The 11515-nt window shown below is 64.1% G+C and carries 13 protein-coding genes; 9 read left to right on the forward strand and 4 right to left on the reverse strand.

Translation table 11 applies throughout. The annotated features are described in order from the left end of the window. The first annotated feature begins 194 nt into the window (after positions 1-194). From CAPSK01_RS08675 to CAPSK01_RS08705, 8 genes are all read left to right on the forward strand, one after another. Positions 195-755: a DUF2760 domain-containing protein gene (locus CAPSK01_RS08675; protein ID WP_034925291.1), complete on the forward strand. Its 561-nt coding sequence runs from the start codon at positions 195-197 to the stop codon at positions 753-755. Next, complete coding sequence (locus CAPSK01_RS08680) at positions 752-2599, forward strand: Hsp70 family protein (protein ID WP_034925294.1); 1848 nt, start codon at positions 752-754, stop codon at positions 2597-2599. Before CAPSK01_RS08675 ends, CAPSK01_RS08680 begins: the two co-directional genes overlap by 4 nt. 136 nt (positions 2600-2735) lie before the next feature. Continuing rightward, positions 2736-3674 carry a beta-propeller fold lactonase family protein gene (locus CAPSK01_RS08685; protein WP_273703365.1) on the forward strand — a complete coding sequence of 313 codons (939 nt, stop codon included), beginning with the start codon at positions 2736-2738 and terminating at the stop codon, positions 3672-3674. Next, complete coding sequence (locus tag CAPSK01_RS08690; protein WP_034925300.1) at positions 3671-4417, forward strand: polysaccharide deacetylase family protein; 747 nt, start codon at positions 3671-3673, stop codon at positions 4415-4417. Before CAPSK01_RS08685 ends, CAPSK01_RS08690 begins: the two co-directional genes overlap by 4 nt. Further along, positions 4414-5403: a sterol desaturase family protein gene (locus CAPSK01_RS08695; protein WP_273703366.1), complete on the forward strand. Its 990-nt coding sequence runs from the start codon at positions 4414-4416 to the stop codon at positions 5401-5403. The genes CAPSK01_RS08690 and CAPSK01_RS08695 overlap by 4 nt, the downstream gene beginning before the upstream one ends. 12 nt (positions 5404-5415) lie before the next feature. After that, on the forward strand, positions 5416-5940 hold the full coding sequence (locus tag CAPSK01_RS08700; protein WP_034925302.1) for an HD domain-containing protein: 525 nt from the start codon (positions 5416-5418) through the stop codon (positions 5938-5940). Then, positions 5933-6094 (forward strand): hypothetical protein, encoded by a 162-nt coding sequence (locus CAPSK01_RS22400; protein WP_273703367.1) that lies wholly within the window; start codon positions 5933-5935, stop codon positions 6092-6094. The genes CAPSK01_RS08700 and CAPSK01_RS22400 overlap by 8 nt, the downstream gene beginning before the upstream one ends. A gap of 106 nt (positions 6095-6200) precedes the next feature. Then, positions 6201-7823: an ABC-F family ATPase gene (locus CAPSK01_RS08705; RefSeq protein ID WP_034925305.1), complete on the forward strand. Its 1623-nt coding sequence runs from the start codon at positions 6201-6203 to the stop codon at positions 7821-7823. 62 nt (positions 7824-7885) lie between these two features. Here CAPSK01_RS08705 and CAPSK01_RS08710 read toward each other — a convergent pair whose 3' ends face one another. Beyond that, on the reverse strand, positions 7886-8479 hold the full coding sequence (locus CAPSK01_RS08710) for a hypothetical protein (protein WP_034925307.1): 594 nt from the start codon (positions 8477-8479) through the stop codon (positions 7886-7888). A gap of 178 nt (positions 8480-8657) precedes the next feature. On the opposite strand from CAPSK01_RS08710, the gene CAPSK01_RS08715 reads away from it, so the two are divergent. Further along, on the forward strand, positions 8658-9032 hold the full coding sequence (locus CAPSK01_RS08715) for an RNA-binding S4 domain-containing protein (RefSeq protein WP_273703379.1): 375 nt from the start codon (positions 8658-8660) through the stop codon (positions 9030-9032). A gap of 219 nt (positions 9033-9251) precedes the next feature. Here CAPSK01_RS08715 and CAPSK01_RS08720 read toward each other — a convergent pair whose 3' ends face one another. The 3 genes from CAPSK01_RS08720 to CAPSK01_RS08730 all read right to left on the reverse strand — a co-directional run. After that, the gene (locus tag CAPSK01_RS08720) at positions 9252-10055 is read right to left on the reverse strand and encodes a lipopolysaccharide kinase InaA family protein (RefSeq protein WP_273703368.1); all 804 of its coding nucleotides are present in this window, start codon (positions 10053-10055) and stop codon (positions 9252-9254) included. Positions 10056-10126: 71 nt separating this feature from the next. Further along, on the reverse strand, positions 10127-10771 hold the full coding sequence (locus CAPSK01_RS08725; RefSeq protein ID WP_034925312.1) for a class I SAM-dependent methyltransferase: 645 nt from the start codon (positions 10769-10771) through the stop codon (positions 10127-10129). A 188-nt stretch (positions 10772-10959) separates the two neighbouring features. Then, positions 10960-11515: lipopolysaccharide kinase InaA family protein (locus CAPSK01_RS08730; RefSeq protein ID WP_034925314.1), on the reverse strand; the 556-nt coding region annotated here is incomplete at its 5' end.

An 11515-nucleotide genomic window follows, 5' to 3' on the forward strand; every position in this document is an offset into this window, starting at 1 on the left:
TTTGTCCAGCACCGGCCCACGCTGGCCTGATCGGGCGGATCAGCCCGCGGGGCGTGCCCCGACCGATCAGATCCGGCCCGGTGCTACCCGGAAACTGAAAAATCGTATATATTGCACCGCAACAGACGCACCGGCAGGGCCAGCACTGACTCGGCATCCCGCCTTTATCCCACATCTCCTCTCGCCACTCGCTTATGAAACCAGCCCATCCTTCCCTGCTGAGCAGGATCTCCCTCGCCTTTGGCACCTTCTTCTCGATCCTTTCCGATGGCCAGTTTGCCGCGCGCGTTCAGGCGCTGCGCTCCGGAGAACAGCGCGCCGAACCTTCGGCACCGGCGCCGGCCCCCAAACCGGTCGTCGTGCCGTTCCGGGAAGCCGCTCCCGACGGCGCACTGCAACTCCTTGGCCTGCTGCAGCGAGAGGCACGCTTCATCGACTTCATTCAGGAGGATGTCGCCGCCTATGCCGACGCCGACATCGGCGCTGCAGTGCGCGTCGTGCATGAAGGCTGTCGCAAGGTGCTGCACGACAACTTCACGATCAGCCCGGTCCGCGATGAAGCCGAAGGCAGCCGGATCACGCTGCCGGCAGGCTTCGACGCAGCAGCGATTCGCGTCACCGGCAACGTCGTCGGCCAGCCGCCCTTCCACGGCAGCATCACTCACCGCGGCTGGCGGGTGGTCGAAACCCGCCTGCCCAGGCTGAGCGGCAGTCATCAACTGAACATCGTTGCCCCCGCGGAGGTGGAACTATGAGCGAGCCAAAATTTTCGATCGGCATCGATCTGGGCACCACGCACTGCGCCCTTTCCTACGTCGATATCGGCGCCTGCGACGGCGAACAGGTCGTGCAGGAGGTGCTGCGGGTACCACAGTTGACCGCACCCGGCTCGGTCGAAGCGCTCGGCCTGCTGCCGTCGTTCATCTACCTGCCGCACCCGAGCGAGTTCGCTGCCGGCGATCTGGACCTTCCGTGGACCAATGAACAGGACCATGCCGTCGGTGAAATGGCGCGCAGCCGCGGTGCCGCAACGCCGATTCGCCTGGTGTCGAGCGCCAAGAGCTGGCTCTGCCACGCTGGCGTCGATCGGCGTGCAGCGATCCTGCCCAACGACGCGCCGCCGGAAGTGACGCGCCTGTCGCCGCTCGAAGCCTCGCTGCGCTATCTCGGCCACCTGCGCGCCGCCTGGGATCAGGCGCAGCCGGACGCCCCTTTCGTCGAACAGGAGATCGTCGTCACGATTCCTGCCTCCTTCGACCCGGCGGCCCGCGAACTGACCGCCGAAGCGGCGCGTGCCGCCGGCTGCGAGCGCATGACCCTGCTCGAAGAACCGCAAGCAGCGCTCTACAGCTGGATTCAGCAGAGCGCCGGCGGCTGGCGCAAACAGGTACGGCCCGGCGACATCATCCTGGTCGTCGATGTCGGCGGCGGCACCAGCGACTTTTCGCTGATCGCCGTGCTCGAACGCGAAGGCAACCTCGAACTGCATCGCGTCGCCGTCGGCGAGCACATCCTGCTCGGCGGAGACAACATGGACCTGGCGCTGGCCTATGCCGTCGCCGGCAAGCTGTCCGCACAGGGCAGCAAGCTCGACGCCTGGCAACTGCGGGCGCTGACGCACGCCTGCCGGGGTGCCAAGGAATCGCTGCTCAACGATCCCGATCTGGCTGCCGTGCCGCTGGTGATCGCCAGTCGCGGCGCCAAGCTGATCGGCGGATCGATCCGCAGCGAACTGACGCGTGCAGAACTCAGCGCGACGCTGCTCGAAGGTTTCTTTCCGCCCGCGGCCATCGCCGATCGCCCACAGGGCCGTGGACGCGGCGGTCTGACGCAGCTCGGCCTGCCCTATGCACAGGACGCCGCCGTCACCCGTCACCTGGCCGCTTTTCTCGCCCGCCAGGTCGCTGCGACCGCCGATCTCGAGGGTTTTACCGGCACGTTGCCTGAAGACGCGACCTTTCTGCATCCGACCGCCGTGCTCTTCAACGGCGGGGTCTTCAAGTCCGAACTGCTCGCCGGGCGTACCCTGGCGACGGTCAATTCCTGGCTCAGCGCCGAGGCTGCCCCGACGGCTCGCCTGCTCGAAGGCGCCGACCTTGACCTCGCCGTTGCGCGCGGGGCCGCCTATTACGGCTATGTCCGGCGCGGCCAGGGCGTGCGCATCCGTGGCGGCACGGCGCAGGCGTACTACGTCGCGGTCGAATCGGTGATGCCCGCGGTACCCGGCCTGCAGCCGCCGGTGCAGGCGCTGTGCCTGGCGCCATTCGGCATGGAGGAAGGCAGCGAGGCCGCCTTGTCGGAGCAGGAATTCGGCCTGGTCGTCGGCGAACAGGTGCGCTTTCGCTTCTTTGGCTCTTCGGTCCGCCGCCAGGACCAGGTGGGCACCCTGCTCGACGATTGGGAACCCGAAGAACTTCAGGAACTCGACGAAATCCAGACCACGCTGCCGAGCGAAGGCCGTGCCGCTGGCGAAGTGGTGCGCGTCAGGCTGCATGCGCGCATCACCGAAGCCGGCACGCTCGAACTCGAAGCCCTGCCGCACGACGGTCCGCAACACTGGAAAGTCGAGTTCGACGTGCGCGCCGGCGGCAGCGACTGAGTGCTGATGGATGGCCTCTCGCACATGCTCCGAACGAAGGCGAAGGGCCTTATACTTGGTGGAATCTTTTGCTCTCCTTGTACTCGCGATGATCGCCTGCCTGGTCCACTCCCTCCGCCGTCTTGCCGGATGGCTATTGATCGTTCCACTGCTGTGCCCGGCCATCGCCGCGCATGCCGGGCTGGCGATCGCCCTCAATTCGGCAGACGGCACGATCAGCCTGATCGATACCGAAACCTATCAGGTCACCGGCAAGGTGGCCGTCTGCAAGGAGCCGCACCACCTGATGCCGACGCCCGACGACAAGTCGCTGATTGTGGCCTGCGCCGCTTCCAACCAACTGGTCTTCTTCGATCCGAACACCGGTCAGGAGCAGAAACGCATCCGCAACATTTCGGACCCCTATCAACTGGGCTTTTCGCCGAACCGCAAATGGTTCGTCGCCACTTCCTTGCGCCTTGACCGCGTCGACCTCTACGACCCCGTCGACTTCCGACTGGTCGCCCGCCTGCCCGCGCCGAAGACACCGTCACACATGGCTTTTGACAACGACAGCCAGTTTGTCTTCGTGACCCTCCAGGACTCCAACGAAATCATGGCCATCAGTCTCGGCACGCAGACCATCGCCTGGGTCATCCCGGTCGCCGCGACGCCGGCCGGGATCGTGATGGCCCCCGACAACCGCCATCTCCTGGTGGCCTGCATGGGCGCAGGCGTCGTCGAGGTCATCGAATGGCGCACTCGCAAGAGCGTGATGAAGATCGCCACCGGTACTGCGGCCCACAATCTGCAGCCCAAAGGCGACGGACGCCATTACTATGTTTCCAACCGTACGATCGATGGCAGCATTTCGCTGCTCGATACGCAGACGATGACGGTGGTGGAAAAATACGAGGTCCCTGGTGGACCGGACGACATGATCGTGCGCGCCGACGGCAAGGAACTCTGGGCAACCGCACGCTTTGCCCGCAAAGTGCAGGTTCTCGACCTGGTCACCAAGAAAATCAAACAGTCGATCACAGTCGGCAGTTCGCCGCACGGCGTTTTCTTTACCAACCACGCCGGCCTGAGATGAAACCCGACCTTCACCGCCTGCTTCCGGTCCTGCTGACAATCCTGCCGGCGCTGACCGTTCCCGCCGCGCACGCCGCTGACGCCTGCAAGGGGACGCTCTACCTGACCTTTGACACCGGCAATATGCGCCACGCCGAATTGATCGCCGAGACCCTGGCCAGACACGGGGTCAAGGCGACCTTCTTTCTGGCTCAGGAAGCCACCAGCCGAGGCGATCACGCCCTCGATGCCAGTTGGGCTCCCTACTGGCAGGCACGCGTCGCAGAAGGCCACGCCTTCGGCAGCCACACCTGGCGACACGGAAGTTTTCGTGGCGACAGCGGCGAGCAGGTGCGCTACCGGCTGCCGGATGGCCTCACCGAGAACCTCGACGCGCGCGCCATCTGCAAGGAATTGCAAGGTCCCGATCAGCGCTTCCAGGAACTCACCGGTCGTCGACTCGACCCCCTCTGGCGTGCTCCGGGAGGCCGCACCACACCGAACACGCTGTCCGCCGCACGAGCCTGTGGCTACCAGCATGTCGGCTGGGCGCCGGCGGGCTTTCTCGGCGACGAGCTGCCCTCCGACACCTACCCCAACCCGGTATTGCTGCAGCGCGCCCTCGACCGTCTCAAGGATGGCGACATCGTCATGGCCCACCTCGGCATCTGGTCACGCAAGGATCCCTTTGCACCGATGCTGGACCCCCTGATCTCCGGCCTCAAGAACAAGGGCTTCTGTTTTGCCACGCGGCGGGCATCATGATCAACGCCTGCATCGAAGCGTTTGTCGAGCTGCAGGGCTGGCTGCTGGCGCATCTGCTGCAACCCGTGCTGCTGGCCACGGGCATGGGCAGCTATCTGGAAATGGCTTTCGACGGCATCGAGTTCTTCCTCTGCGGGGTATTGCAGATCACCGCCGCTTTCCTGCTGCTGCGCCCCCTGGAGGCGCTGCGACCGATCGAGGTCTGGCCGGACCGCAAGGCGGTGCGGGTGGACGTGCTGTATTCCTTTCTGGACCGCCTGGGAATCGTTCCGCTGCTTGTTTTCGCCCTGCTGGCCCCGCTGTTCGGCAGCCTCGAAAGCTGGCTGCGCTTCAACGACATCATCCCGCCGCAACTCGAGGATCTGTTCCCCGCCCTGGAAGCCCGGCCATTGCTCAGTTTCCTGGTCTATCTGTGCATCCTGGACTTTACCGAGTACTGGCGCCATCGCCTTTCGCACACCTTCCGCTGGTGGTGGGCACTGCACGCCATCCACCACAGCCAGCGCCAGATGACGCTGTGGACGGACAGCCGCAACCATCTCCTCGACGACCTGGTGGGCGGTGCCTGGTTCGCCATCGTGGCATTGCTGGTCGGCGTCCCCCCGGGCCACTTCGTTGGCCTGCTGATCGTCGTCAAGACCATCGAAAACCTGTCGCATGTCAATGCCCGGCTGTCGTTCGGACGCTTTGGCGAACTCCTGCTGGTCAGCCCGCGCTATCATCGCTGGCATCATGCCATCGACCTGCCGGCCGGCCGGCAATACCGCTTTGGCTGCAATTTCGCAATCCTCCTGCCCATCTGGGATCAGCTCTTCGGCACCCAGTATCGCGGCCAGACGATGCCACCCTGTGGCCTCAGGCCAGGGCCGCTGCCGGAATCGGCCGCGCAGAGCGGCTTCTGGCGACAGCAGTGGGAAGGATTGTGCGCCCTCGCGGTCTCGTTCTTCCCGGCCAACGGTCATGGCAAAGAACGCCAACGCGAATGATGAAACCCGCTCATGCTCGATGAAGCCCGCTCTTTTGCGCTGACTGCGCACGCTAACCAGATGTACGGCGACCGGCCATACGCCTTCCATCTCGAAGCCGTTGTCGGTCTGTTGTCGCCCTACGGTGCCGAAGCCCAGATCGTCGGCTATCTCCACGATGTTGTCGAGGATACCAAGATCAGCGAAAGCGATATACGCGAGCGCTTCGGGTCCCTGATTGCCGACTGCGTCAGCCTGCTGACCGATGCTCCCGGTGCCAACCGTGCCGAGCGCAAGGCCAGCACCTACGCCAGACTGGCAACGGTCAGCGGCGCCACCGAACTGGCACTGGTGGTCAAGACTGCCGACCGACTGGCCAACGTCAGAAGCTGCATCGCCGATCAGCGGCACCGTCTGTGGGAGGTCTACCGTAAAGAGCACCCAGATTTCCGGCGAGCCGCTTTCCGTGACGGCCTCTGTGATCCCCTGTGGGCGGAACTCGACGCTTTGCTGGAGGTTTCATCTCTCATCCCCCCAAAGCAATCGACCCGTGTTTGAAATCCAGATTCTCCACCAGACCGGCCTGGTACTGGTTGCCAACGCGGTCGCGCGCAGACTGCGGTCGCTGCCCCTGGTACGCAAGCTGGCAACCCGCCTGGCAGGCACCGCACTGCTCGGTTTCGGCGTCAAGCTGACGCTCGACAATCGCTGAAAAACAGACTGCACCGCACCCCCAAGCCAGAAGCAGCGGCGCCTCGGCAGCCGCTGAGGTACAATATTGCCCTTTTGCAACCTGATGATTTTACCGAGGTTTATTCGTGCTCGTCGCCAACAACATTACCATGCAGTTCGGGGCCAAACCCCTTTTTGAAAACGTCTCGATCAAGTTCGGCGAGGGCTATCGCTACGGGCTGATCGGCGCCAATGGCGCCGGCAAGTCGACCTTCATGAAAATCCTGGCCGGCGAACTCGAACCGACTGCCGGCAACGTCTCCAAGGATCTGCACGAACGCATGGCCTATCTGCGCCAGGACCAGTTCGCCTTTGAAACGCAGCGCGTGATCGACGTGGTGATGATGGGTCACGAGCAGATGTGGGCCTGCATGCTCGAAAAGGATGCCATCTACGCCAACCCGGAAGCGAGCGAGGAAGACTATATGCACGCCGCCGACCTCGAGGCCAGATTCGCCGAGTACGGCGGCTACACGGCCGAAGCGCGCGCCGGCGAACTGCTGCTGGGCGTCGGCATCCCGGCCGAACAGCACTTTGGCCCGATGAGCGATGTTGCTCCCGGCTGGAAGCTGCGCGTCCTGTTGATCCAGGCGCTGTTTGCCGACCCGGACATCCTGTTGCTCGACGAACCGACCAACAACCTCGACATTGCCACCATCCGCTGGCTGGAAAACGCGATCAACGAGCGCAACAGCACGATGGTCATCATTTCCCATGATCGGCACTTCCTCAACCAGGTCTGTACACATATGGCCGACCTGGATTACGGCAAGATCTCCGTCTATCCGGGCAACTACGACGACTTCATGGAAGCCTCGACACAGGCCCGCGAGCGCCAGCAGAGCGCCAACGCCAAGGCCAAGGAGCGCATCGCCGAACTGCAGAATTTCGTTCGCCGCTTCTCGGCCAACGCTTCCAAGGCCAAACAGGCGACTTCCCGCCTGAAGCTGATCGACAAGCTCAAACCGGAAGACGTCAAACCTTCATCGCGCCAGTATCCGTGGATCCGCTTCGAGTTTGACGAGAAAGAGAAGCTGCACCGGCAGGCCGTCGAAATCCAGAACCTGAGCTTCGGCTATCACGACAGCGAGCGAAAGATCTTCAACAAGCTCGACCTGACACTCAACGGCGGCGACCGTCTGGCCATCATCGGCGAAAACGGCGTCGGCAAAACCACCCTGCTGAAGTTGCTGATGGGCGAGTTGCCACCCCAGCGCGGCAGCATCAAATGGGCGGAGAAAGCTCGCCCCGGCTACTATGCGCAGGATCACGCCAACGAATTCAACAGCGACCTCAGCCTGACCGCCTGGATCACCGGCTATGCACGCAGCAGCGCCGGCGACGGCGATGACCTGTCGACGCTGGTTCGCGGCACGCTCGGACGCTTGCTGTTTTCGGGCAACGAAGTGCAGAAAGCGGTCAAGGTGATCTCGGGCGGAGAGCAGGGACGGATGATCTTCGGCAAATTGATGCTCATGCGACCGAACGTGCTGGTCCTCGATGAACCCACCAACCACCTCGACATGGAATCGATCGAGTCGCTCAACAGTGCGCTCGAGAAGTTCAAGGGAACATTGATCTTCGTCTCGCATGACCGCGAGTTCGTGTCATCGCTCGCCACCCGCATCCTCGAAGTACGTATCGACGGCAAGGTGATCAACTACCTCGGCAACTACGAAGAGTATCTGGCCAGCCAGGGCATCGCCTGAGAGATGGTGAAGAAATCGTCGCGAGCAGGCCAAGATGCAAGGATCGGTCGCGCCACCTCGTCTCAGTCGGCGGCGGCCCCGCCGGTCCCGCCGGCTGGCTTGCCCGCCTCCCTGGCGGCCTGCCTGGCCTCGCGCTCGGTCTCCTGCTGCGCCCGCTTCTCGAGTTTGGCCTGTCTCTTGGCCTGCCGGGCCGCCTCTTTGCGGCGCCCTTCTTCGGCCTTGGCCGCCTTGGCGGCCAGCTTCTGCTCGCGTGCAGCGGTCTGCGCCGCCTCCTCGGCACGAAAGCGCTCGGCGCTCTCCTGCTGCCCGGCTTCGCGGCGAGGCTGATCGGCGAGCCGCTGTGCTTCCTTGGCCTCGACTTCCTGCCTCTTCGCCGCGCGCTCGAAGTCACGAGCCGGTTGATCGAGCTGGCGAGCCTCGATGATCGTTGCCGTATAACGCTTCTTGGCAGCCGCGAGACAATCGTTGACCAGAAACCTGGTATAGCAATTCTTTTGCTCGGCCTCGTGGCGACGTTCTGCCTCGGCGCGCATCGACGCGGCTTTCTGCCGCTGTGCACCAGCCTCTTCGAGCGTTTGCGGCAGCGGCGGCGAGACCTCGGCCCAGACCGTGCAACTGATCGATAATGAAACCACCAGCCATCTGCCAGCACGCATTGCATCCTCCTGTCCGGCAGCCGAGTGCCACCAACGGCCGCGCCCGCCAGACTGCCAAGTGGTGCACTATAATCGGCGCGGGCGCCTCTTGGCTAACGGTCGTGACTTTTCCAGGCACCCCCGATCATGAATTGGAGGAATCGCCTTGACCGAACCTACGCAAGCTGTACTGGAGCGCATGCGCATCGACAAATGGTTGTGGGCGGCACGCTTCTACAAGACGCGCTCGCTGGCAGCGCAGGCGATCGCCGCCGGCCATGTCAAGATGGACGGTCACACCGTCAAGGCGGCGCGCGAGCTGCGCTGTACCGACCGCCTCGAAATCGCCATCGGCAACGTCGTCTGGCACATCGTCGTGTCTGGCCTCAACACCCAGCGCCGCCCGGCAAGCGAAGCGCAGCAACTCTACGAGGAAAGCGCCGAGAGCAGCGCGCGGCGCGCGGCGGCCCGGGAAGCCCGGCAACTGGCGCCGGTTCCCGGCAGCGAGCTGCGTGGTCGGCCGACCAAGAAGGCGCGGCGGCAGATCAGGGGCTTCAACGAGAATGCCGCATGAGCGATCGATTCCTGGCAGACGCCCTTGTCCTGGTCCTTTTCGGAGGCTTGCCGGTACTGCGCTGGCGCACCTCCCGGCCGTCTGCTGGGGAACCCTGGTCGAGTTGACCGGCAACGACTGTCCGCGGACGCCGCGGAAAAATCACTGGCGACAGCCAGCCGGGCGAAGCGGGCTATCGCGGCAGCTTCCTCGAGCATTACCGGCTGCCGACAGCAGCGTTCACGCTTCCGCGTGTCGCGGGGCATCGGCCTGCACATGCGCGAGCTGTTTGCGGCGCATCGGTTCGGCCAACTTGAGCACCTGCCGGATCAGCTCCTTGCCGTCGGCATCGAGCCGCCGGGTCTGCCGGTAGTCCAGCAGGAAGCGCAACCGCTCGGTGCGCCGGAAGAACCACGGTGCCGGCGCATCCAGCGCCGCGAGGTCTGCCGCCCGCGCCGCGACGCGCAGTTCCCGCAGATGCTGTCGTCCGCGCGGCATGTCGATCAGCGAGAGCTGCGCCGGATCGTTGTCCGCGATCACCAGGTTTCGCCAGTACAGGTCGCCATGCGTGAACTGTCGCGCATGCAGCACGCGCGTGAGCCGGGCCACCTGGCGCAGCAACTCGCGACGACCTGATCGCCCTGCGGCACCAGGCAGGCGTGGCAGCACGTCCCGGATGAACGCGTCCACGGACATTGGCTCGGGGATGCCCGTGGTGATCAGGAACGATCGCCACAACCAGCCGACCCGTCGCTCCTCGCCGAAGGCCACGGGCGTCGCCTCGGTAAGCTGCCACGTGTGCAGCCGCTCCAGATTGGCAAACTCCCGCCGCACCTGCGAAGCACCGAAGAACATCCCGCGAAACACCCGGCTACGCAGTTGCGCCCAGCGCGTCACCCAGGATTTCTTCAGGAACAACACCTGGCGCGCACCCGCAACCTCAATCTCCACGCGCCGCACCTCGCTGCTGCCGCTGCGGCGCACGACCGTTCCCTGCTCGCACAGGAACGCCGGTTCAAACGTCTCCAGGCTGGCGGCGCGCAACCGGGCTTCCCAGCCCGGCGCAAAATGGAGGTATTGGCTGCGGAGCACGCTGCCCCTGGGGTGGCGGCGACTCAAGCCGATACGCGTTCAAACACCGCCAGGTGAAGGTTATTGGTCAAATCGAGCGGAAAGTTTTTCACCAGCCTGAAACCATTGGCCTTGAAGTAGTCCATGACCTCAGCCAGCGGCGTGTTGAAGACGGACAGCTTCTTGCCCCGCCAACGGCGCAGCTTCTGTTCCAGCGCACGCAGCGTTTTCGGGTTGAAGTAGGACATCACCACATGCTTGCGCGCGACCCGGCAGAGCTCGCCCACGACCTTGCGGCGCAATTCCTCGTTAGGCAGATGGTGAAAGAAACGGAAACAGACGATCGCATCAAAACTCGCGTCGGCCTGCGAAAGCTTCTCGATGTCCTCCTCGAACACCGGAACGTTCAGTCCTTTCGCAGCGGTGGTCTCGCGGGTGATTTGGCGCATCGGCTCCGAGTAGTCGGCCGCGCTCATCTCGTACCCGAGCTGGCTCAGCAGCACGGTCACCCGGCCGCCGCCACAGGGAACGTCGAGGACGGAGGCCGGCCTGGGAATGAGCTGGAAGGCGCGCTCGACCAGCTTCAATTCCGGCACGTTGCGCCGTGCGTCGCGGTTGGCATAGCCGCGAGCCTTGTCCTCGGTGTAATTGGTCTTGGCGCGGTACGTCGCAAAGGGAGTATCGTTCATATTCGTCACCAATTTAACGGGATGATGATGCGCTCGCGACGCCTGAACACTTCGCTGAGCGACGGCGACTGGCAGAATCAAATCTTACCATCTTAGCCTGAAGCCCACCTTAACCCCTATTTGACGTGCGCCGCGCCAAGGCCCGGTCGACGTGCAACGCTTGGGGCAGCCGATGTGCTCGCTTACGCTCACCGATCAAAGAAGCTGACGATCTTGCTGATCCGCTTGCGGTCGTCGTCGGTCACCCGCGCGTGCCCTGCATAGTCAAGATAGAAGCGCAGTCGCTGCGTGCGCGACAACAGACGCCGGGCAGGCTTGTCGAGGCACGCGAGGTCCTTGGCGATGCGGTACTGAAGAACTGCGCCACGGTAGAAGGCGCCACTGGGGCAATCGATCAGATACGCCGTTGGCAAGGGTCCGCCATCGATCAGCAGGTTGCGCCACTTCAGATCGTTGTGCGCGAAGCCGTGGTCGTGCAGGGTGCGCGCCATGTCGGCGATCTGCCGCGCGACATGGGCAACCCAGCGACGATCGTGCAGGCGCGAATCGTTGGCGCGGGCCAGTTGCGCCAGATCGCAGGTGGCAGGGATCTCGTCGGTCACCACGGCACCTCGCGTGAAACCGCCAAAGCGACGCTCGAGGCCGTAGGCAACCAGCGTCGCCGTCGGAATTCCCCAGTCCCGGAAAGCCTGCAGGTTCCGCCACTCGGCGCGCACTCGCGGCAAACCCAGCCAGCGCCGCAGG

It is taken from the genome of Candidatus Accumulibacter vicinus (assembly GCF_000584955.1).
Classification (GTDB): Bacteria; Pseudomonadota; Gammaproteobacteria; order Burkholderiales; family Rhodocyclaceae; genus Accumulibacter; species Accumulibacter vicinus.

Bases quoted from the DNA above. Each gene is read 5' to 3' on its own strand.
- CAPSK01_RS08675 (WP_034925291.1), top strand. From the start codon at position 195: ATGAAACCAGCCCATCCTTCCCTGCTGAGCAGGATCTCCCTCGCCTTT.
- CAPSK01_RS08680 (WP_034925294.1), top strand. From the start codon at position 752: ATGAGCGAGCCAAAATTTTCGATCGGCATCGATCTGGGCACCACGCAC.
- CAPSK01_RS08690 (WP_034925300.1), top strand. From the start codon at position 3,671: ATGAAACCCGACCTTCACCGCCTGCTTCCGGTCCTGCTGACAATCCTG.
- CAPSK01_RS08695 (WP_273703366.1), top strand. From the start codon at position 4,414: ATGATCAACGCCTGCATCGAAGCGTTTGTCGAGCTGCAGGGCTGGCTG.
- CAPSK01_RS08700 (WP_034925302.1), top strand. From the start codon at position 5,416: ATGCTCGATGAAGCCCGCTCTTTTGCGCTGACTGCGCACGCTAACCAG.
- CAPSK01_RS08710 (WP_034925307.1), bottom strand. From the start codon at position 8,479: ATGCGTGCTGGCAGATGGCTGGTGGTTTCATTATCGATCAGTTGCACG.
- CAPSK01_RS08715 (WP_273703379.1), top strand. From the start codon at position 8,658: ATGCGCATCGACAAATGGTTGTGGGCGGCACGCTTCTACAAGACGCGC.
- CAPSK01_RS08725 (WP_034925312.1), bottom strand. From the start codon at position 10,771: ATGAACGATACTCCCTTTGCGACGTACCGCGCCAAGACCAATTACACC.